Below are 21,705 nucleotides of genomic sequence, written 5' to 3'. Positions count from 1 at the left end.
TCCTTCGCGCCTTCGCGGTTCGTTATTAAATCATTTGCCAGCAAGCAGATTAATTCCATCCCCCTCAATACGGCAAACTCTAATATTTTCCAAAATCCGCGCTCCCTGCTTTTGATAAAAAGCAATTCCCGGCGCATTGCCAGTATTAACATTCCATTCCATACGCCCGCAATTTGTGGACTCAGCAATTTGGGCAAAATACTTTAACAGCGCTGTACCTACTCCCATACCGCGCATAGGAGCTTGCACAAATAAATCATCAAGCCAAAGGCACGGCTGCGTCAATAAACTTGAATAGGAGGAATAAAAAAGAGCAAATTCTACCGCTTTCCCGGCAACTTCAGCCAACAAAACCCGTACTAGCGGAGGCTGGCAAAATAACGTTTGCTGCAATTTATCGGCTGTTGCTGCCAACAAGTTTTTACATCCATCAAAATCGCTTTTTTGTGAAATGAAATTCACAATTAATTCCAAATCTGCCAGATCTGCTTCTCTAATTATGATATCCAAATTAGCCATTCTTTAATTCTCAATTTCGCCTATTAATCACTGTATTAAAGACCATCAAAAATGTCCAATATATGTTTAAGTAACAACTTATACTTTTAAAATATAGATGATTGGGGAGCTATGGAACTTCGGCATTTGCGTTATTTCATTGCAGTTGCAGAGGAACTGAATTTCACTCGCGCAGCCGAAAAACTGCATATTGCCCAACCTCCGCTGAGCCAACAAATCCAGCATTTGGAGGCAGAGTTAGGGTTTCAACTGTTTCGCCGCACCAAGCGGACGGTGCATTTAACGGCTGCGGGACAGGTTTTTTTCGAGGAAGCCGGGAAAATTCTGCAGCAAGTCGATCGAGCAATTCAACTCGGCCGACAAACCAGTCGGGGCGAACTCGGCCAACTGACGATCGGGTTTGTGAGTTCTGCAGCACACAACGTGGTTCCAGCGATTTTGCAGGCCTTTCGCACTCGGTGTCCCGCCGTCAAGCTCGAACTGCACGAACTGACGACAAACGAACAGTTGCAGCGGCTGCGGTTCGGGCAAATTGATATCGGCTTCGTGCGCCCTCCGGTTGAGGAAGACGGGATAAATTCTGAAATCGTTTTTCGAGAACCGCTGATCGTGGCACTGCCAGAAACGCATCATTTGGCCGATCGCACACATCTTGAATTACGCGAACTTTCCACGGAACCGTTCATTTTATTTCCGCGTTCCCAGGCTCCGGGATTGTACGATGCGATCGTCAGTCTTTGTCAGCAAGCAGGTTTTAGTCCTCGCGGGGCTCAAGAAGCAATTCAAATGCAAACCATTGTGAGTCTGGTAGCCGCCGAGATGGGGGTGGCGATCGTCCCGGCGTCGATGCAAAATTTCCAGCGCAGCGGGGTTGTTTACAAATCTTTGCCAGAATCAACCTGCATTGTGGCGATCGCTCTTATTTGGCGCAGCGATCCAACGGCGGCGGTGCAGCGGTTTTTGGAAGTTGCCAGACAAATCAGCGGATTTGATATTTGAGATTGTAAATTTTAGATTGACTGGTAATTTGACAAAGTTATCAAAACTCAAAGATTTTCTGTGCAACAACACCCGTAGAATGATTAATTGATGCTCAGACTTCGAGCAACTACCGCCGTAAAAGTCGGCACAATGCGACCTGAACGGCTCACAATATCCCACATAACTATTCAGTACAAGAGAGCAAGGGATGGTATTGGCAACAGAAATGGGTTCGTCCCAACCGGAATCCTCTTTCGATTTATCTACTTATCTAGTCAAGCGAAAAGAGGCGATCGAGGTAGCTCTCGACAGTGCACTCCCGGTCATCTACCCAGAGAAAATTTACGAAGCAATGCGCTACTCGCTGCTAGCGGGGGGCAAGCGCCTGCGTCCGATCCTGTGTCTGGCTAGCTGCGAACTGGCCGGCGGCACTACATCTATGGCAATGCCCACAGCTTGCGCTTTGGAAATGATCCACACGATGTCGCTGATTCACGACGATTTGCCGGCAATGGACAATGACGACTACCGGCGCGGCAAACTGACGAACCACAAAGTCTACGGCGAGGATATCGCCATTTTGGCTGGCGATGGTTTGTTGACCTATGCTTTTGAATTTATCGCCACTAAAACTCAGAACGTACCCCCCCAGCAGGTGTTGCAGACGATCGCCCATTTAGCGCGGGCATCGGGTGCTGCTGGACTCGTAGGCGGTCAGGTGGTTGATTTGGAATCGGAAGGAAAGACGGATGTTTCTCTGGAAACTTTGAATTACATTCACGCTCACAAAACTGGCGCGCTGTTAGAGGCTTGCGTAGTTTGTGGGGCAATTCTGGCTGGGGCCTCGGCTGCGGATTTGCAGCGGCTGTCTCGTTTCGCTCAAAATATTGGGCTGGCTTTCCAGATCATTGACGACATTCTGGATATTACTGCTACCCAAGAAGAACTGGGCAAAACTGCCGGCAAAGATGTTCAAGCAGGAAAAGTCACTTATCCGAGTTTGTGGGGAATTGAGGAGTCTCGGCGCCAAGCTTCGCAGCTTGTTGCTGATGCTAAGGATCAATTGGCAGTGTTTGGGAGCAAAGCTCTACCGCTGCTGGCAATCGCCGATTTTATTACCAGCCGCAGTAACTAGAAATACCAAACACTATGCAGGAAATTTGCAGCGGCATATTAAACAATCATGTACTCGTGGTTGCTTTGCTCGCTTGTCTGGCGGCTCAGATCATGAAGCTGCCGATCGAGTTGGTCAAAAATCGCAAGTTTAATCTTCGGTATTTGGTAACAACGGGGGGAATGCCCAGCGCTCACTCGTCTTTTGTGGGCGCTTTGGCTGCGGGAGTCGGACAAACGATGGGATGGGAAAGTCCGGAGTTTGCGATCGCTGCGATCTTTGCAATTATTGTGATGTATGACGCAGCAGGCGTCCGCCAAGCAGCAGGCAAGCAAGCTCGCATCCTCAACCAAATTATTGACGAGTTTTTTGAGGAAGATCACAACCTTAATGAGGCTCGCCTGAAAGAGTTGCTGGGACACACTCCTTTTCAAGTGCTTGTCGGTTTGGGGCTGGGAATTACTATTGCTTGGATCGCAGGGCCTGCATATTAGTTAACTGTTAATTGTTGACTGTTGACTGTTGACTGTTAACTGTTAACTAATGACTACTGACCGAATTCTGCTTGCAGAATATCGTCATTGTCATCGGCGACCGTGGCGACAATAGTAATAACCCGAGAAATTTCCCCGGTCGAGATTTCCGCCATCGTCCGAGTCGATACTACGGCAACTTGATTATCAACAATCGCAAAATGAGATTCCAAAGTAGACAGCCAATTCATTTCTAGGATTTTCCGCATTAATTGAGCTTCATTCTTCGCTGGCAACTGCAGTACAAAAGCCCAAACAGTCAAAGTATCATCTTCGGTTTCGCCCGTGAGTTGCACGAACACTTCGACACTGCCGTACTTAAACTTCCAAAGATGTCCGCCAGCTTCACTTTGACCGACCATCACTTTTTGGTCTACAGCCATGCTGGCGATGACAGTTTCAATTTCTTCTGCATAGGTGACGGCTGTGGCTTTTTCGACCTGGGCATCGGCGATCGCGCTTTCACTTAAAAGGCTTTCTGTGGAAACTGTTTGTATGTTCGGCTCGCTGGTAGTCATGATTATATTTAGATGGAAAACTATTCCAATAATCAGTTTACTTGCTAAAGCTTAAAATTATGACTTTAAATAACTGGTTCCCAGGCTATGCCTGGGAACCAGTATATCTTGCTTGTTTGCGGAGGCAGGCGCAAGTTTGACTTGCAGAGCGGTTTCAACCAGGTTCGCGATCGTGTTTAAGCCTTGGGCTTAGTCGCCGGCTTCTTCTCAATGGTATTCAAGCCGTTGAGGAACATCGGCACCAATTTCTCCATAAATGCCTGCGGGTCGCGGTTCCACGCCCGCTGAGCTACATCGACTCTGGTCATTTGTAGGTCGGGGGCCAGCAGGGTTGCGGGCAAGCGTTCCATCAGGTATTGCGGGCGTTCCCACATCGGCATGGTGTTGGCAATGTCTACCAGGCGGGTGACGCGCCGCAGTTCTGCCCCCAGCATGATATCCATTCCCGATTCAAATGCTGCTTGTTCGATCGCCACATACTTGCGCTTTGCCTGTTCCACCTTCTGGCGGTGTTCCGGGCTTTTGTCGGCGATTTGGGCCAGCCAGCGGTTGCCCCAGCGGACGTGACCAGCTTCTTCGGGAAAAATCTTTTCGATTGTTTCGCGGATTTTGATGTTTTCTGCGGTTTGGGGAGCCTGTTTGAGGGCGTGGATGTGCGCTGAGAAGTATTCGCAGCCCCGCTTTTCGGTGACATTGATTGCGGCTAAGGCTGCAATTATACCGTCCTCGAGGTTGCGTTTCGGGTCGAATTGCTCTTTGTCCAGCAGGCGGTCAAATTCGTCAATGTAGGAGACTCCCGGCGGCGTGCCCACATTTTGGCCCAAGTCTACCAGCAAGTCGGTGAGCCACATAGCGTGTCGCGCTTCGTCCGAGATGTGCCGGGAGAGGTCGCGCACGAGTTCGGCCGGTTCGCCGTCTAGCCGTTCGATCAAGTCGGTGAGGTCTTTGCAACTGCGCTGTTCGCTAAACCGATAGCGATTGAGGGTGATCAAGTGAATTTCGCGATCGCGCACCACTTGAGCTAAAATTTCGCGCGCTCCCATTGCGTTGCGAAGCTTGCGGGGATAGGCAACAGTCATGCTTTTATGTTGTTTTGTAAAGATACCTATATAAGTGTAACGCAGTTTTTTCGGCAACCAATTACCTCGCAAGGGTGAAAGTTGTGGTTTAGCACGGAGATTCAATTTTATACAGAGAATTTTTTTACTAGATCGACCAACCACAATAGTTTTGAGTTGCGAGTCATACCATTTTAGATTTTAGATTTTAGATTTTAGATTAAAAATGACTGATGATTATCATGGTTTGGAGCTTTTCTACAGTTACGTTATTTTTTTAAACTGCTATCACGCAAGGGTTGCGCGGATCACAGAAAGCAACCTCATACACTCAAAACTTTTCAGTTTCCGTCGAGTCTGAAGCCTCCCCACTAGCAGACTCTTGTTGAAATTTTCGCGCCTCTTCTACTTCTAATCTAGCCAGAGTTGTCGCCACATCGGCTAACTGTAAAGCCAGATTCATCCGACAAACCGGGTTTTTTTCCCTCCAGAGGTCTTTTGCCAAGAAATGTACTCGATAGCGAAACATTTTAATTGAATTTGGCGGAGTAACTTTCACTGTCATAGTCTTTCTTCGGTTGAAGTTTGAATGCGGAGCAGCACCCGTTCTAGCTCCAGGTAAACAAATGTCAGCATGATTACTTTATCTTCATCGGTGATTGTAACACTACAGGTTGCCGATCGAGGTTCAACGCCTTCGTGCCTGACAACTACAGTATATTTGCCCTGCTTCAGGTTATCAAAATTCACATCGGCCTCAAATAGGTCAACTGTCTCCTCGGCGAGCACTCGTCCTTCTTGAGTTAGTAAAGTGACAAAGGCAATTCCGTCAACTGAAGTCATGGCGACGTTAGTCTGATTGCGGATCATCACAAAAATATCGGACATCGTTTAGTCATTGTTAATTGCTAATTGCTAATTTAGAATGAGTGCAGAAGCTCACAAGCAAAGGAGCATAAATACAGTGAATCATTTCAAGTTTTTGCTAATTTTGACGGCTGTTGCAGCGGTTCTCGGTTTGGGAAAAAGTGCGGCGCTAGCTGCTGCCTGGAATATGTCTGAGACTGACCCTGGTTTGCAGCTTCACGGCGTGCGGGTTGCTCAAAGGCTAGATCGCAATTTAACCAACTCAAAAGGTACAGTAAAAGAAGGCAGCGCCCTCTCTATCGATCCTGATGAAGTTACGGGCATACCAAAAGCTGAGGCGCAACAGCGTTTCATTTTGAATAAGATATATCGGGTTCAGGAAGGCACTACCGCTGACGATTTGTTTATTGTGGATGAGAAAGCAACTAAATGGGCTGTAGAGGATGTCTCGGAGGCTACAGAGGGCGCTACTACTAATAGCTTCGCCCTGATAGTGTCGGGTAACAGGAGCGTCAGGGCGCTGATCCAGCAGTTCTAAACTCAAAAAGAACGCCGCTTTTAAGGGCGGCGTTCTTATTAATTAAAAATTAAAAGTTAAAAATGGTATAATCACCATTTTTAACTTTTAATTTTTAATTTTCTAACAGTCGTAGTAGAGAGCAAACTCGTAGGGGTGAGGACGCAGCCGCATCGGGTTGACTTCATTGTCGAGTTTGTAGGAAATCCAGGTTTGGATGAAGTCTTCGGTAAATACGCCGCTTTCAGTTAAGAAACTGTGGTCTTTTTCTAAAGCTTCTAAAGCGCCTTCCAAGGAACCGGGAGTTGAAGGAATTTTGCTCAATTCTTCAGGGGAAAGGTCGTAGATATCCACGTCCAAAGGTTCGCCCGGATCGATTTGATTCTTGATGCCGTCTATGCCGGCGCACAGCATGGCTGCAAATGCTAAATAGGGGTTGGATGTGGCATCGGGACAGCGGAATTCTAACCGCTTGGCTTTGGGGTTGGTTCCCGACAACGGAATCCGCACTGATGCCGATCGATTTCCTTGAGAGTAAGCTAAGTTTACAGGCGCTTCAAAGCCCGGAACTAAACGCTTGTAGGAATTGGTCGTGGGGTTGGTGAGTGCCAAAAGTGCCGGTGCGTGCTTGAGAATGCCGCCGATGTAATGCAGTCCCATTTGACTGAAACCAGCATATTGATCGCCTGCAAATAGAGGTTGGCCGTCTTTCCAAATCGACTGGTGAACGTGCATCCCGGAACCGTTGTCGTTAAACAGCGGTTTGGGCATGAAGGTGATGGTTTTGCCGTATTTTTTGCCGACGTTTTTGATGACGTATTTGTAAGTCAGCAAGTAGTCGGCGGCTTTTACCAAAGTGTCAAAGCGGAAACCGAGTTCGCATTGACCGCCGGTGGCGACTTCGTGGTGGTGCTTTTCGATGGGTACGCCGCATTTTGCCATTGTCAGCAGCATTTCCGTTCTCATGTCTTGAGAGGTATCGGTTGGTGCTACTGGGAAATAACCTTCTTTGTAACGCGGTTTGTAGCCGAGGTTGCCGCCTGCTTCTTCTTTGCCGGAATTCCAGCGACCTTCGATCGAATCTACGTAATAGTAGCCGGAATTTTGGGTTTGGTCGAAGCGAACGTCGTCAAAAATAAAGAATTCTGCTTCCGGGCCAAAGAATGCTGTATCGCCGAGACCGGTCGAAAGCAAGTAGTCTATGGCTTTTTGGGCAATGGTGCGGGGACAGCGACTGTACGGTTCGCCCGTGCGGGGTTCTTTGATGCTGCAAATGAAGCTGATGGTCGGTTCTGCCATGAACGGGTCCATCCAAGCGGTGGTCGGATCGATGACCATCGTCATGTCTGATTCGTTGATGGCTTTCCAGCCCCGAATGCTGGAACCGTCGAAGGGTACGCCGTCGGTGAATGCGGTTTCGTCGATTTGGTCGTGGTACAGGGAAAGGTGCTGCCAGATCCCCGGCATATCGATGAATTTGAGGTCAACGATTTGGATCTTATTTTCTTGTATGTAGTTTAATGCTTCTTGGGGTGTCTGGAACATGACTTACTCCTGATATTGGTTGTGTCTTGGCGATCGGCCGATTTCAGACTGTTTGGGCGATCGTAGGCCTTCAGTACCCACTATTTTGTATCTATGGCTACAAAATTTTGAAATTGGTGCCCAGTGCGGCCGGGCAGTTCGTGATTCTTGCCCTCTCGATTTTTCGGCTGAAGATACAAGGCAAACGGCTGAATTTTGCGGCCGTTTGCCGAGGATAGACTACCTAGAGTGAAAATCCCATCTCAAATCTTAATCAAACGCCGATTTGTAGTAGTCTACAATAGGCGGTCTGTCTCAGATAGCAAAGTATTGATAAAGATTTTTGGGAGAGAAACTTATGCGCGATGCAGTGACGAGCCTGATTGAAAATTATGATGTTGCTGGTAGGTATTTAGACCGAGATGGTATCGATCGGTTGAAATCTTATTTTGCAACGGGCACAGCACGGGTACAGGCGGCGGCTGCGATTAACAGCAATGCTGCGGCAATTGTAAAGCAAGCTGGTATCCAGCTATTTGCTGAACAGCCGGAACTGATCCGTCCCGGGGGAAATGCCTACACGACTCGTCGCTACGCGGCTTGTCTGCGGGATATGGACTACTACTTGCGCTATGCTACTTACGCCCTGGTGGCTGGAAGTACCGACGTGCTGGACGAGCGCGTGCTGCAAGGTTTGCGGGAAACTTACAATTCTCTAAGCGTTCCCATTGGCCCGACGGTGATGGGGATTGGCATTATGAAGGAGATGGTTAAGGCTCAAGTGCAAGCTGCTGGCTTGTCTGTGGGGCCTTTTTTGGAGCAGCCTTTTGATTACTTGATGCGCGAATTGAGCGAACAAGATATTTAAGTCAATTTGCTAATTCTTTTAACAGCAAATTGCACTTGTGGCTTGCAGTTAGCAGCATTTGGATCGATCGCTTTTTTTGGCATCACAGCCTCCAAGCGATCTTTTTTTATGGGTTAGACAATTTTAGATTAAAGATTTCAGATGAAAAATTATAGATTAAAAATTATAGATTAAAAAATTGAATAATTGGGAATGACCGAAAGCATCTAGGATACAAGCCCCCGGATTTATCCGTGGGGTCAATGCTTCAATCTAAAATCTAAAATCTAAAATCTAAAATCGATTGACTGATGAATTAAGGGTTTGGACCTTCCCTATAATTGCATTCTTTCTTGAAACTGGTGTTAAAAATCGCCAACACATCCCCAGACGAGGCATTTGTCCAGGGGACTTTTGGTTTGGCCCAGATCGACTTGTTCGGCGGTTGTTGCTTCTACTTCGCCGTTGGGGTAAAGAATGTGGATGATGTCACCGCTGACGAAGGCGAGGGGATTTTCTTGACAATTGCCCTGATTTCTGATAGGAAAGTTAATTGTTTTCATGGTCTATCGCCCTGAGGGTATTTGTAGCGCTTTTAGCTGCATATAAATCATCCGCTAGTCGCAAAAATTATTGTGTGATTTTATGAAGGTAGATCTGTGATAAAACTACACAATCAGAGCGATCTCAGTCACATAATGTGAGCTGGGGGCGATCGCCCCGCGATGATCGAAAAACCAAAATGCTCGCCAAAAATCAGCAGTCGGGCTTGTGCGTAAGTGCTAATCTGGTACTGTCCTTCACCCTATCCGTACAGATTAAAAACCTTGGCTAAACAGCGACTAGACACTTTATTGGTCAGCCTAGATTTGTGCAGTTCCCGACAACAAGCTCAGGCATTGATTCGGACTGGGAAAGTCTCCATCAACCAACAGGTAGTTGACAAACCGGGCACTGAGGTCGATATTGCAGCAAAAATTCAGATCAAAGAGCGATCGCGCTATGTTTCTAGAGGCGGCGACAAATTAGCCAAAGCTTTAGAAGTTTTTGCTATTCCCATTGCAGGCAGAATTTGTCTCGACGGCGGCATTTCCACAGGAGGTTTTACCGACTGTTTGCTGCAAGCCGGCGCCGCCCTAGTCTACGGCGTAGATGTTGGCTACGGTCAAGCAGATTGGGGCTTGCGCAACGATCCGAGGGTAATTTTGAAAGAACGCACCAATTTGCGGTACATGACTGCTACTGAGCTTTACGGCGACTCTGCGCGAGCAGATTTGGCGGTAGTAGATGTGTCATTTATTTCCCTGGATAAGATTTTACCGGCGCTGTGGGAATTGTTGGCACCACCGCGAGAAGCGGTGTTGCTGGTAAAGCCGCAGTTTGAGGTAGGGCGCGAGAGAGTCGGGAAAAAAGGCGTAGTGCGAGACTCAGCAACTCAAGCCGATGCGATTTTTCAAGTGTGGAAGGCAGCCACAGCTTTAGGATGGCAGGAACGCGGCTTAACATGGTCGCCTTTACTTGGCCCGGCCGGTAATATCGAGTATCTTTTATGGTTGGGGATCGATCGCGAACAGGAGCCAGAGCCGATGGCGATCGAAGAGAGCGTTGTGAAGGAACGGATCGCACAAGTCACCAAAGCGGCCGCGCGGGAACTTGTCGATCGATTGTAGATTGTAGATTGTAGATTTTAGATTGATTTCAAGATGTCAAGCTAATCTATTTTAAAAGTCAAATTTGGAACTCCTGATTAATCTAAAATTTCAAATTTTTTTGTCAATCGGACTCCTCAACTTTCACTTAGTGAATAATTCCATGCAATCATTCAAACAAGCCGGTTCGATTTTCCTGTACGTTCTAGGTGCCATCGGGTATGTGGCGATTGTAGCTACTATTGTAGGCGTTTCAATTGTCATCAAGTGGGCAGCTCTGCTACTGGCAGACAAATTATTATATACAATTCTGATTATCGGCGATTTGTTGAGAGGCATCGAAATTATTGAACTGTTAAATATATTGGTATTTGCTTTTATCGGTATGGGAGTGGGTGTGGCGACAAGGCTTCTACACCCTCAATACGGTCGCAAAATTAGTGCGGCTTTGTTGATAGTTATAGTTCCCTTAGTTTTCATGATTACGCCAGCCATCAGATATAATTCTTGGCTGGAAAAAGTAGAGGAATCGGATAACTTATTACCCGCGCAAACTGCAACATTAACTAACTCATTTTTGAATAGAAAAGTAGGATTGCCGGGTTTTATAGGTTATTACGTATATACTGGTCAGTTTCCCGTTATTCCGGCGAAACAATCCGAGATGAAAGACCTTGACAGCTTTGAAAAAAAAGTTAATTCCAGATTTGTACAGTTCACAGGTATTGCTCCGACTATTGTTTCTTGGTCAATGCGGGTTTGTTTTTGGCTGATTAGAATATTTTACTTTTCTATAGCGGTAATTGCGACAATAGCTCATTTTAGGGAAGGTGTGAGAATCGCGAGACGGTAATACCATTTGCGATTTGCGATTTGCGATTAAAGAATTGGGAATCACTGATGACTATCGTGGTGGGGAGCTTACCTACAGTTGCATTCTTTTTTGACAATGGTATTAAGAATACAAGCCGTAGGGCGCGTCAGATCCTAGCTCTTCGATTATTCACAAATAACCCTCTCCTGACGCACCCTACTCAACTACTAGGGCAATTTTTAATTGCCAATTTTAAACTCTTGCTGCAAGCGATCGATAATTGTATTACGCTCGATGGTGGCGAGAATTTCTTGAATTACCGTATCTTGTCCCAGGGGACCCCAGGTGCAGCCTTTTTCTAAGTAAACTTGGGCGGCACGACCGACAGCGTAGGTTCCGTAAGCTGCTAAACTAGCTTGAGTGACAGCAACTCCGGCAAAAGTAGAAAAGCCGATGTGCGGGGCCGCAGCAGCCGCACTTTTGCCAAATCCCAACAGAAAACTGCTACCCAATTCTCCCAAAAGTACGCCGCCAGCACTGGAGAAAATAGTCTGCCAAAGTTTCCCCGCTTCGTAACCAGTCATGGGTAAGCCGTAAAGTCTGGATAAAGAGCGAATTAAGGCTAAATCTGCGACACTTGCTCCCATTACATCCAAGAATGCCACTGGATTTAAACCGACAGCCAAAGCTTTATATTTTGCAAATTGCCAGATTAAATTTTCGGCTTCTGTTTGTCGCAATTTGAGAACGTGACGGGCAATGTTTGCTTCGGCATCTCTAGCTTCAACTAAAGCATTTAGAGCGAGGAGCGATCGACCTTCTCTGTTAAGAATTGTGAGAATTTTATTTTTTAGTTCCTCTATCTGCGCAGGCGGCGACTCCCATTCGTAAGTGACTCTTCCGTCGGACCATTCCACCCGCACTTGCACCGGTGCTGGTTCGGCGGCTACCATGACTATTTCTAAAGATTTGGCAGTTTTAGCGGGTGATTTGGCAGTAGATTTATCGGAGGAGTTGTTTGGGCGATCGGACAAATTTTCGGGATCTGTTTCATCTGTTACCGCAGCGGCTGCTAACTGTTCTGAATTTCCCAGCGCTTGCAAACTTTGGTAAATAGCTTTTCTGTCTAATTCTGGATAAAGGTCAATTTTATTAAAAACTAAAATCAGCGGTTTTTGAGCTGTTTGCAATTCGCACAGTGCTTGATATTCAGTGCGGGTGATATCCCCTGCAACGACAAACAGAATTAAGTCAGCTTGGCGAGTTACTTGTTTCGCCATTTCGCCGCGCACTTCGCCGCCAACTTCATCAAGCCCCGGAGTATCTATTAATTCAACTTGCACCCCTCCTTTCCCCCCCTTGCCAAGGGGGGGTTGGGGGGATTCCTCGCTGTCAAGGAAGGATAAAGGCACACTCCAGCGCACGGAACGCGGCCACTGAGTCACGCCGTTGAGAGGGCCTGTTTGCAGAATTTTGTGACCTAAAAGCGCGTTTAATACGGCTGACTTGCCACGGCTGACTAAGCCGAAAGTAGCAATGCGGATTATGTTGTGGTCTAGTTTTTCTGAGGTGGAAGTTAAGATATCTAACTGATATTGCAGCGCCGCTTCTAATTCTGTATTATTCGAGTTTTTTTTGCCTTGGCGCAGGTGGGAATAGCGCGCCAGGGCTTCGCGCAAACTGGCGCGGGCAAGGGATAAGCGATTTTCTTGAATAGAATTGTCAGCCATTGGCGATCGGCTTTTTTAAGCAGGTATAATTGAGCGTCGAACTATAAATTCTATTTCTTATGTTAATACAATTTTTGATAAATTTATAGCTTTTTATTTGGGGAATTCGTAGGGACAGGGCAGTCCCGTGTCCCTACGGATATCCTGGGCGATGACCGGATTTAATATCAGATATCCTAGGCGATCGACCGAATTTAATATCGGATGCTGGACTAATTTTAATTGGTCGCTGAATTAACGGTTTCTTAATGGGCTGGGGCTAGGACACGGCACTGCCGTGTCCCTACGGATATCATGGGCGATCGACCGAATTTAACAACATCAGATGCTGGACTACTTCTAAGTGACCGGCGACTTAACGGTTTCGGGCCCAGATACCTGAGATGAAAGACGACTCGCCACTTGGTTGACGAAAGATTGCAAGAAGGAAACTTGCTGATTTTGCGTAAATACTGCTTGCAAAGTTTTAGTCAACTGGTCGAGATTGAAAATGCCTTTGGGAGCATTTTCCAGTTCTTGACTTTGGAAATATTCAATTAAACTCAGTCCTGCTATTCTGGTAAAATAGGCTGCACTAATTCCCTGCACCGCGCCTCCTGCTACATAGGTGACGGCATTGCTTTTCAGCAGTCCAGTAATAGTTTGGGTAGACAGTTCTACTAATCCCAATTTGAACATTTGATTAGCTAAAGTACCCGCTACAGTCTTAGCTTGGTCTAAGGAAAACTGTTGCTGGTAGATAGCGCCGAGATCGATTACGAGCTGGGTGCTGATGGCGGTTGTTGCTAGCAAGTCTAAAGCCGGAACCGGATTAGCAAACACGGTGGCGGCGGCGATGTACTGATATTGTTCGATAATGGGAATTGCCCGATCGCGCCTGACTCCATTTAATAAGGTTTTTGCCTCTAGCTTGATACTTGCAGCCTCGCGCGCTGCACTCGCCCAGACCAACTGTTGCCGTTCTTCAGTTAAGATTTTAGTCAATCTTTCCGTCAGCCCGTCGAGTTGAGAGACTTGATTTTCGATCCGTTCTTGAACTGTGCCGTCCGCTTGGTGTCGGCGCACTTTAATAGAATTGGGAGAAGCTGCGATCGCAATTATATCTTCTGTCCCCAAGATTCCTTGCATTTTCTGCTGCAAAGAGTGCAAAACCTGCGACTGCTGTTCTGGCAAATATTGGTCTTGTTTGTTCCAGACTAGCAGCACGCGCTGACTGGCGGACGCTAGCTGAGATAATGTTTGAAATTCGGAATCTGTGATGTCGCCCGCTGTCACAAACAGCGCTAAATCACCGTTGATTTTGGCATCGGCATTTGTATTAGCAAACAGCGGTGCCGTTTCTTGTAAACTAAGCTTTTGCGGGTGTTGAGATGCCCAATTAGAATTTAAAACTTGAATTAAGGCTGTTTTGCCGACAGCTTTGCCGCCAGTTACGGTAATCCGTAAATCTTGTCTATCTAATTCGGCTCTGATCCGATCGAGCTGTGCTGTTAGATTAGCAGGATCTGCAGAGTTTGGAGCTTCTGAAGCCAGCAATTTAATTGCAGTTTCTGAAGCCGCGATCGCTTTTTCGGCTGCTTCCCTGTTGGCCAGGGGTTGCGGGAGTGCGAGTTCTAGTTTGGGGGATTGTTGTTTCCACCACCAATACCCCGCACCGGCAGCCGCCAAGCCGATGAGTGCCGTTTCGCCCATTTCTGAACCCGAATGCTGTAGAGTTTCCAACAGCCACAGCGCTGCTGAAAGTCCTATTCCGCCAATTAAAATCGGTCGTCGCAAGTTAAGTGTCATTTTTCCCTTCCTGTGGGTATTGTCGCCAAGCTTAACCTTACCGGGCTTGGCCTCCCTCCCTATATTCCATCGTACCTCTGTGGCATCCAAACTGGCAGGCGGGCAATCCGACTTTTGGGGGGATTACACCCTAAACCTTTTTCACAATTGCAAAATGTTTGTAGTAAGGACTTTAGTCTTTGCTGTTGAGTTGGGAAATAAAGCAGTGAAGTCCTTACTACAAATTGTTAATCTTTGAGAAATCGGACGGGTAATTGTTTAGTCTCCCAGACAAATCCCTAAACCGCGGGCCGTTTTAACCAGAGTACCATTGAAGTCTACAGGTCTGTATTTGGCGATCGCATCTTCCAGAGGAACGCTCACAACTTCCCGCTTTTGCCAAGATACCATGCAGTCGTATTTCTCTTCGGCAATTAAATCAACTGCTGCGATGCCAAAAGCAGAAGCAATTAACCTTTCTAGCGATGAAGGAGTTCCTCCGCGTTGAATATGTCCCAAAACGGTGAAGCGAGTTTCTGCACCGCTGCAGTCAGAAATTGTATCAGCTAAATACTGACCAATTCCGCCTAATCGACTTTGACCTAAGCGATTTGTGTGCATTACTAACTCGCCTTCTTCAGTGCGAACTGCCTCCGCTACTATAATTAAACAGTAGTTTTTTCCCCGGTCTTGGCGTTCTTGGATTTTGGCACAAATTTGGGAAATTTTGTAAGGGATTTCGGGAATCAGAATTATATCAGCTCCCCCAGAAATTCCGGCACTGATCGCAATATGTCCAGCGTCGCGTCCCATGACTTCAACAATCATGACGCGACTGTGACTGGCCGCAGTAAAATGCAAGCGATCGAGTGCTTCAGTTGCAATATTGACCGCAGTATCAAAACCGATGGAACGCTCGGTAATTCCGACATCATTATCTATAGTTTTAGGAATAGCAACTAAATTCAAATTCCCTTGTTGAGCAATCTTCCTGAGAATGGCAAGACTGCCATCGCCACCAATGCCAATTAAAGCATCCAAACCTAGTTGATGATAGCCTTCGATAATGTCCTCAGCGCGATCGCGTAGAGTCCCATCAGGCATCGGGAAAGCAAAAGGGTCGCCCTTATTTGTCGTGCCTAGCATCGTACCGCCAATGGTGAGCCACGAGTCTACTTTCTCAATATCCAAGGGAATTGCTTCAGGGGGACGACTCATCAATCCGTGGGTGGCTTGACGAATCCCCATCACTTTCCAATTGTAAGTTCCCGTTGCGCGGTAGACAACGGCTCGAATAACTGCGTTTAAGCCTGCACAGTCACCTCCGCTGGTGAGGATACCGATACATTTTTGTTCTCCCATAATTAATGCCCGACTTTTGTTCTTCAGAACATGAGTTGATATTTTTAGATCGCGATCGTTCAATCCTGATTTTCGACGTAAATAGGTAGGCGAAAATAAACTTTACTCGGTAACAGAATGTAAAGCTATCATAACTTTTGTGATTGCTTTCATAAGAGATCGCTCCTTCGGGGAGCTTTTCACTCGCTTTTGACTACTTATGTATTTTCCCGCTTCATCCACCTAATGGAGTGCCTCATCTCTGACGCACCCTACAAGTTCGATCGCCAACTCAGTCGCATCGCCAATCCCCGTCTCAAACAAAACATAAATTTTACTTGGGATTGAGGCGTTTAGAAACTTGGTTAACTATACCGCTGAGAATAGCACCGCCCATGAGAATTCCGAGGGCGGGATTAAATACGGGCTGCCACAGACTGTACCACAAATCAAAACCGAGATTCACCCCGGTCGATCGACCTGCTACTGCGATCACAAACCACCCAAAAATGGCAAAGACGAAAAACACATCAGCTACTAAAAGCAAGTTAAGCAAGTTAAGAAATTTATCTTTCATTGTCGAGGGTTCCTTTTGAGTGTATATGTGTCAAGTTTTGGCAAGCGGTTGGTAATCGAGCGGATTGATAGCTGCAACTGGCGATCGAATAAAGATAAAATATCATTCAATTGTTTTCGCGCACAGGCTGTCAAAATATGGTTCGCTATACACTTCCTCAAAGCCCCGAAATTATTTTAACTGTCAAAGGGAAAGATTCAGCCAAAGCCCGGGAAGAAGCGATGGATCGCCTGATGGATCTCATGGATGAGGGCAAGCTGCCTACGGAACTCGTGGAGGGATTTGGGCCCAAGCAGTTTGTTGAAGTTAAGGATATCGAAGATGCTGCGTCTGAAGGCGAGGACGCGATTACTGAAGCCGTCCAGATTTTGAGCAATTTGGCAAGCCTCAAATTGAAAGTCATGGAATCCCGCGAAGAAGCACTCAAAATCCGGGCGGCGATCGACATTTTGTTTACAGATGAGGCGGTGACTGCCGAGGAAATTGGTCGTTTGAAAGATGGTTTCAAGGTTCTCAAAAACTTCGCTCAAGCTAATGTCCGCTATCGAGAAGCTAGAAGTAAAGCCGAAGAAGCACGGGCCATTCTCGACGAAGCTTTGCAATCTGTCGAACCGGAAAACAAGGCGCAGAAATCCGCGAAATAGTAGCAGGTTGCATTGAAACTCACATCTTGCACCATTCTCAAGAACAGGCAAGATGCCTGTTCCACGAGTAAATTTTCTTGTGGAACAGGCATCTTGCCTGTTCCTAAAAAACTGATTGAGAATGGTGCAACATCTCAGTCAAAACCTATTTCTGTCATTGCGATCCGAAGGGAAGCAATCGCCGAGGTTTGCGATTGCTTCGTTTCATTATTCGGACATACAATAACTCTGCTGCAAGACATAATATTAATTATATCCACATTGAAATCAGGAAAAAATTGTGAGCCAACAAACAGGAATTCTCAGAAACTCGATGTCAGGCAGCTTGCTGCTGGCTAAAAACTTAGGTTTTGAACCAAAAACTGTGATTGATGTCGGCGCGGCCTTGGGAACTTTTAACCTTTACGATACTTTCCCTAATTCCCGACATTTGCTAATTGAACCCATCGCCGAAAATGAACCTTATCTCGCCAAAATTTGCCGCAAGCTAAAAAGTGCAGAATACATTATCGCTGCAGCGAGCAAAGAAGCGGGAGTTTTCACGCTTAACGTCAGTCCCTCTATGTTGCATTCTTCAATTTCTGAAAATCGCGTTACTGACAGCAGCGATCCTTATTTGAGAAAAATACCAGCAATTACCCTGGATGGAATATGCAGGGAAAGAAATTTGCCAGGCCCGTATTTAATTAAAGTTGATGTAGACGGACAGGAATTAGATGTTTTAGCAGGAGCAACTGAGATTTTGCAGCAGACTGAATATGTAATTGTAGAAGTTACTTTGTTCGGTCAGATGTATGATGTAATGAGTTTTATGAAGTCCCAAGGCTTCGCAGCTTACGATATTGTTGATTTGTCATATCGCCCGACAGATCACGCTTTGTGGCAAGTTGACATGGCTTTTGTTAAGGAATCCGGTCACTTCAGAAGAGAGAGGGGTTTCGCGACAGGAGAGCAGGATATCGAAGCACTTAACTCGCATCTCAAAGCTTATCGGGAAAGTTTCATGAAATACATTGACACTCATTACAGCGACCCCATAGAGCCGGAACCACAGGTCACTCAATCTGTTGTGGGCGAAGATTATGTCATCATTTAACTCAAGTTGCTTCCATCTGATACTAAATTCGGGTCGCACTTCGTACTTGATTTAATTAATCCTCAACATCTAAAAAACTGGTTTTCTAAATGCTCCTATTGCCGTCTATAAGGTTGCAATCTGCTGTAAATTGGCTTTCATCGGATATCAGAAAGTGGGAATGCCCTAATGCGGCCCTCACCATGATAGAAACATCCATGCAGCTAAAAACATTAGAAATCGAGGTTTACGAATTTGAGACGTAGGGCATACCTCAGTAGCTTCTGCAGCTAGAGTAAGACCAAGTAAAGGCACTGCTTTTACTTGGCATCAAGCTGTGAAGGAAGAATCCCCCGTCAAGCTACGTTGTGACGGGGGAGTGTCAACTACCACAATTAATCCCAAGGCGCTTTTGTTGTGAATCGTTGAGTTGCTGGCGGCCTAAGCTGTCAACCATCAACCAGTGGAGGCGGTCAATTCTATTTCTTTAGCCCAAGGTATTGCTGCCAAAATATAGTAGATGTTATCTCCTGGGCAGCACTTTTCCATTTTTCCCTTACGGATGACCATTCATTACTACCTTCAGCAGCAACTTTAAACCACCTAGTCAAAAGGTTAGTACCAGCTACTTTATCTACCTCATTTTGGTTGTTATAGCTTTTACTAAGCTTTACAATGCTCATGTGAAAGCTTTCTGGGTCAGTGTTTTTGATAAAATCTGGGCCTTTTAGATAGTCTTCAAAAGCTTTTACAACCATCTCTACATGATTATAATCAAATTTTGCTAAAGCCTGAAGTATTACTTTTGTCAAATGCTCAACTGCAGCCATATATTCTGGAGAATAATGGATGGAATAAGCTATTAAATCATTGCGGATATAATAATAATTTTCCCAATTTACATTCTTGGCCGCCGCTGGTTGATGCCACACTGCCAGTGATGGAAAAGCTACAATGTTATTGCCCAACTCTTTTATTCTTAAACCAAACTCTACATCATCTATTTTGATAAATAAAGGCAGCGGTAATTTAGTTTGTTCAACGAGTTCCTTAGAAAAAGAGAAAAACCAAAATCCGCCATAATCTATATCTTCTTCCTTGAGCAACCTGTTGAGAGAATTAGAATCTCGTAAATCGATATTATAATTTAAAGCAATTAATGCCCCAGGCCCAAATCCTCTAGTTTTAGAATAGGCGTTGTACGATGCTCCTGCTTCATACAACATATGCTTTTTTTGTAAATTTAGCAGTCCACCCGCTACAGCAAAATCCGAATTGGCGTATTCATACAAAGGAAATAATTTATAAATACATTCACTTTCTAACTCTATATCATCATCCATAAGCAAAAAGTGAGAATATTTTTCTTCCTCTAAAGCTTCGACCAACCCTCTGGTAAACCCCCCGCTTCCACCAGCATTTATATTAGGAACTAGCCTCAGTTTTGGCTTTCCGAAATCAGCTTCATCTAAAGTTCTACCATTATCAACCACGAATACTTTAAAGTCCTTGGTTTCTAGTAATTCATCTTGAAAAATTGCACTTAATGTATTTTGTATGAAGTCCTCTTTTTTAAAGGTGCAAATTACAATCCCCAAGGATGCTTCTCTAGTTTTACTTTGATCAGTTGCTATCCAGGCCCCTTTAAATTCACCCTGTTCACTAGAACAAGTTATTTCAAAATATATTCTGCCCGCTTTTTTACCTTGAAGGAGATTTATTGGGGAGATTTTTACAGGGTTAGAGAAGTGACATTTCTCAAAGATCTCTTCAGAAATTATTTCTTTGTTTTTTTGTCCATCAAATTCTCGGTAAACAGAAACTTTAAAATCGCCTTCAAGTTTCAGCACATAGTAGATAGAGCTAAGAGTTGTATATTGAGTATAAAATCTCTCGTAAAACGAATTAAAGTAAGAATTTGAGGAGACAACACCACCCTGAGATAAAACAACTTTTTTGTCATCTTCCTGGTAGTTTATAGATGCAGATTCATTACACCGTATATATACATCCGAGGCGTCGGCTGATTTTGGTAGCTTAATTCCAGCTAATATATTCATGTAATATCTCCCTCTTCTTGTAGTAGACTTAGTTATTTTATTTGACTGAGGTTAAACACTCTTAGCTTAAGAGTAATTTGTCGATAGGTTCTAGTACCTCCTCCTTTAGACATAACTTTTATCACATTTTTTTAAGTCGTGGATAAAGGGATTGATATCGAAACCCAGCCTCTTCTAGGATTGGATCAACTGATTGGGGAGCGGCAGCAAGCATTGGTGTGGCTGCCAGTTTGATGGTGTCATTAGCATCTGCGTATACGCCAATTCCGATACCCGCCAGTAGAGCAGCACCACGTCCGGAAGCCGCAGCAACTGTAGTAGAATAGAGGGGTATTCTCAATACATCGGTCAGTAATTGTTTCCAAGGCATTTCTGCAGTTCCACCGCCTGCTAAACGCAGTTCTGTCGCTTTAAAACCTGTTGCTTCAAGTGCCTCCAAACCTTGTCGCAAGGCAAAAGCAACTCCCTCTAAAGCCGCCCGCATCAGGTGCGCCTGTGTGTGATGAAGTCCAAGCCCCACCCATGCCCCGCGTATATAGGGATCAAGGTGTGGAGTTCGCTCACCCGTGAGGTACGGCAAAAATGTCAATCCTTCACATCCTGGGGGAACAGAAAACGCTTTAGTATAGACTTCCTGCCAGCTCAAGCCGAGGATACCTCGCACCCACTCAAGCGCTAACCCGGCATTTTGCATTGCTGCAAGGGTGTACCACTGGTTAGGTAGGGCGGTTCGATAGAGATGTGTACGACCATGACGATCGATAATTGGTTGCGATCGAGGTGTAATGATTTGAGCGCCTGTGCCGATCGTTAGTTGAACCAATCCAGGCTCTAGTAGTCCGTTACCAAGTGCCGCCGCTGCGGTATCCGCAGCACCAGCGATAACCGGTAAGCCAACAGGTAAGCCGAGATGCTCTGAAGCAATAGTTGTTAGGTAGCCTGCGATCGCACTAGAGGGGATAATTTTTGGTAACCAATCACCACGTAGATTCAGCGCCCCGATTGCTTCCCCAGCCCAGTTGTCCGACACAACATCGTAAAGCAAAGTACCGCTAGCATCAGATGGTTCTGTTGCGACTTCTCCAGTCAGCCGTAACCGCAGCCAATCTTTTGGCTGAAGTGCCCAACGCGCTTCGGTGTAGACAGTAGCCTCGTGTTCTCGTAGCCACAACAAAGTTGGACCCGCCATTCCAGCCGTAATCGGGTTGCCCAAGCGCTCTAGAATAGCGGCATCGAGCGAATGATAAGTGTTAAGCGTGGCACTAGAGCGACTATCTGCCCAGAGGATAGCAGGACGCAGGGGCTGACCAGACTCCGAAGCTAGGACAACACCGTGCATTTGCCCTGAAAGTGCGATCGCCTGTACCCCATCAGCGCGATCTCCTACTGCCTTCCTAACAGCCGAGGCAACAGCTAACCACCAATCTTCTGGTTCCGACTCAGCCCATCCCGGGTGGGGTGCATGAACAGGATAAGAGCTTGATGCTTCACCTATAGTGGTTCCGTCTGTCGCTAGAAGCAATGCCTTAGCAGAGCCTGTTCCTAAATCTATACCAAGCAGCATTAGGCT

General features: G+C 46.0%; 22 protein-coding genes and 1 pseudogene. 10 read left to right on the top strand and 13 right to left on the bottom strand.

Annotated elements, in window-relative coordinates:
• Positions 1–30: 30 nt before the first annotated feature.
• Positions 31–519 carry a GNAT family N-acetyltransferase gene (locus D0A34_27145; protein UNU22024.1) on the bottom strand — a complete coding sequence of 163 codons (489 nt, stop codon included), beginning with the start codon at positions 517–519 and terminating at the stop codon, positions 31–33.
• 111 nt (positions 520–630) lie between these two features.
• On the opposite strand from D0A34_27145, the gene D0A34_27140 reads away from it, so the two are divergent.
• The 3 genes from D0A34_27140 to D0A34_27130 all read left to right on the top strand — a co-directional run bounded on the left by D0A34_27140 (position 631) and on the right by D0A34_27130 (position 3,108).
• A complete protein-coding gene (locus tag D0A34_27140; GenBank protein ID UNU22023.1) occupies positions 631–1,518 on the top strand; it encodes a LysR family transcriptional regulator in 888 nt (295 codons plus the stop codon).
• A 190-nt stretch (positions 1,519–1,708) separates the two neighbouring features.
• Positions 1,709–2,635: a polyprenyl synthetase family protein gene (locus D0A34_27135; GenBank protein ID UNU22022.1), complete on the top strand. Its 927-nt coding sequence runs from the start codon at positions 1,709–1,711 to the stop codon at positions 2,633–2,635.
• A gap of 14 nt (positions 2,636–2,649) precedes the next feature.
• Complete coding sequence (locus D0A34_27130) at positions 2,650–3,108, top strand: divergent PAP2 family protein (protein UNU22021.1); 459 nt, start codon at positions 2,650–2,652, stop codon at positions 3,106–3,108.
• Positions 3,109–3,161: 53 nt separating this feature from the next.
• Here the strand turns inward: D0A34_27130 and D0A34_27125 are convergent, their stop codons facing one another.
• From D0A34_27125 to D0A34_27110, 4 genes are all read right to left on the bottom strand, one after another.
• Complete coding sequence (locus D0A34_27125; GenBank protein UNU22020.1) at positions 3,162–3,665, bottom strand: YbjN domain-containing protein; 504 nt, start codon at positions 3,663–3,665, stop codon at positions 3,162–3,164.
• A 176-nt stretch (positions 3,666–3,841) separates the two neighbouring features.
• Positions 3,842–4,744 carry a ferritin-like domain-containing protein gene (locus D0A34_27120; GenBank protein UNU22019.1) on the bottom strand — a complete coding sequence of 301 codons (903 nt, stop codon included), beginning with the start codon at positions 4,742–4,744 and terminating at the stop codon, positions 3,842–3,844.
• A gap of 310 nt (positions 4,745–5,054) precedes the next feature.
• Complete coding sequence (locus D0A34_27115; GenBank protein UNU22018.1) at positions 5,055–5,288, bottom strand: hypothetical protein; 234 nt, start codon at positions 5,286–5,288, stop codon at positions 5,055–5,057.
• Positions 5,285–5,611, bottom strand: a complete 327-nt coding sequence (locus D0A34_27110; GenBank protein ID UNU22017.1) for a hypothetical protein — start codon at positions 5,609–5,611, stop codon at positions 5,285–5,287. Before D0A34_27110 ends, D0A34_27115 begins: the two co-directional genes overlap by 4 nt.
• Positions 5,612–5,648: 37 nt before the next feature.
• Between D0A34_27110 and D0A34_27105 the strand changes: the two genes are divergently transcribed.
• A complete protein-coding gene (locus tag D0A34_27105; GenBank protein ID UNU22016.1) occupies positions 5,649–6,128 on the top strand; it encodes a hypothetical protein in 480 nt (159 codons plus the stop codon).
• A gap of 102 nt (positions 6,129–6,230) precedes the next feature.
• On the opposite strand, the gene glnA is transcribed toward D0A34_27105, so the two are convergent.
• Positions 6,231–7,652, bottom strand: a complete 1,422-nt coding sequence (gene glnA / locus D0A34_27100) for a type I glutamate--ammonia ligase (GenBank protein UNU22015.1) — start codon at positions 7,650–7,652, stop codon at positions 6,231–6,233.
• A gap of 337 nt (positions 7,653–7,989) precedes the next feature.
• Here glnA and apcB point away from each other — a divergent pair, with 337 nt between their 5' ends.
• Complete coding sequence (apcB, locus tag D0A34_27095; GenBank protein UNU22014.1) at positions 7,990–8,499, top strand: allophycocyanin subunit beta; 510 nt, start codon at positions 7,990–7,992, stop codon at positions 8,497–8,499.
• Between the two features lie 344 nt (positions 8,500–8,843).
• Here apcB and D0A34_27090 read toward each other — a convergent pair whose 3' ends face one another.
• Positions 8,844–9,041 (bottom strand): hypothetical protein, encoded by a 198-nt coding sequence (locus D0A34_27090; GenBank protein UNU22013.1) that lies wholly within the window; start codon positions 9,039–9,041, stop codon positions 8,844–8,846.
• A gap of 264 nt (positions 9,042–9,305) precedes the next feature.
• On the opposite strand from D0A34_27090, the gene D0A34_27085 reads away from it, so the two are divergent.
• Together D0A34_27085 and D0A34_27080 are read left to right on the top strand one after the other, a co-directional pair.
• The gene (locus D0A34_27085) at positions 9,306–10,148 is read left to right on the top strand and encodes a TlyA family rRNA (cytidine-2'-O)-methyltransferase (GenBank protein UNU22012.1); all 843 of its coding nucleotides are present in this window, start codon (positions 9,306–9,308) and stop codon (positions 10,146–10,148) included.
• 142 nt (positions 10,149–10,290) lie between these two features.
• Positions 10,291–10,980 (top strand): hypothetical protein, encoded by a 690-nt coding sequence (locus tag D0A34_27080; GenBank protein ID UNU22493.1) that lies wholly within the window; start codon positions 10,291–10,293, stop codon positions 10,978–10,980.
• Between the two features lie 200 nt (positions 10,981–11,180).
• On the opposite strand, the gene D0A34_27075 is transcribed toward D0A34_27080, so the two are convergent.
• The 4 genes from D0A34_27075 to D0A34_27060 form a co-directional block, all read right to left on the bottom strand.
• Positions 11,181–12,671 carry a DUF697 domain-containing protein gene (locus D0A34_27075; protein ID UNU22011.1) on the bottom strand — a complete coding sequence of 497 codons (1,491 nt, stop codon included), beginning with the start codon at positions 12,669–12,671 and terminating at the stop codon, positions 11,181–11,183.
• 339 nt (positions 12,672–13,010) lie between these two features.
• Entirely contained in the window at positions 13,011–14,459 is a 1,449-nt protein-coding gene (locus D0A34_27070; GenBank protein UNU22010.1) for a DUF697 domain-containing protein, read from the bottom strand.
• Between the two features lie 258 nt (positions 14,460–14,717).
• Positions 14,718–15,800 (bottom strand): ATP-dependent 6-phosphofructokinase, encoded by a 1,083-nt coding sequence (locus tag D0A34_27065; GenBank protein ID UNU22009.1) that lies wholly within the window; start codon positions 15,798–15,800, stop codon positions 14,718–14,720.
• Between the two features lie 313 nt (positions 15,801–16,113).
• Entirely contained in the window at positions 16,114–16,356 is a 243-nt protein-coding gene (locus tag D0A34_27060; protein UNU22008.1) for a hypothetical protein, read from the bottom strand.
• Positions 16,357–16,493: 137 nt separating this feature from the next.
• Here D0A34_27060 and D0A34_27055 point away from each other — a divergent pair, with 137 nt between their 5' ends.
• The 3 genes and pseudogenes from D0A34_27055 to D0A34_27045 all read left to right on the top strand — a co-directional run bounded on the left by D0A34_27055 (position 16,494) and on the right by D0A34_27045 (position 18,096).
• Entirely contained in the window at positions 16,494–17,000 is a 507-nt protein-coding gene (locus D0A34_27055) for a hypothetical protein (protein ID UNU22007.1), read from the top strand.
• A gap of 12 nt (positions 17,001–17,012) precedes the next feature.
• Positions 17,013–17,138: pseudogene (locus tag D0A34_27050) on the top strand (LysR family transcriptional regulator).
• A gap of 139 nt (positions 17,139–17,277) precedes the next feature.
• Positions 17,278–18,096 carry an FkbM family methyltransferase gene (locus tag D0A34_27045; GenBank protein ID UNU22006.1) on the top strand — a complete coding sequence of 273 codons (819 nt, stop codon included), beginning with the start codon at positions 17,278–17,280 and terminating at the stop codon, positions 18,094–18,096.
• 458 nt (positions 18,097–18,554) lie between these two features.
• Here the strand turns inward: D0A34_27045 and D0A34_27040 are convergent, their stop codons facing one another.
• Both D0A34_27040 and xylB read right to left on the bottom strand, forming a co-directional pair.
• Positions 18,555–20,135, bottom strand: a complete 1,581-nt coding sequence (locus tag D0A34_27040; protein UNU22005.1) for a glycosyltransferase family 2 protein — start codon at positions 20,133–20,135, stop codon at positions 18,555–18,557.
• A 121-nt stretch (positions 20,136–20,256) separates the two neighbouring features.
• Positions 20,257–21,699 carry a xylulokinase gene (xylB, locus tag D0A34_27035; protein UNU22004.1) on the bottom strand — a complete coding sequence of 481 codons (1,443 nt, stop codon included), beginning with the start codon at positions 21,697–21,699 and terminating at the stop codon, positions 20,257–20,259.
• Between the last annotated feature and the right edge of the window lie 6 nt (positions 21,700–21,705).

It is taken from the genome of Microcoleus vaginatus PCC 9802, assembly GCA_022701275.1.
Lineage (GTDB): Bacteria > Cyanobacteriota > Cyanobacteriia > Cyanobacteriales > Microcoleaceae > Microcoleus > Microcoleus vaginatus_A.
This window is presented reverse-complemented; position numbering and strand designations above follow the sequence as displayed.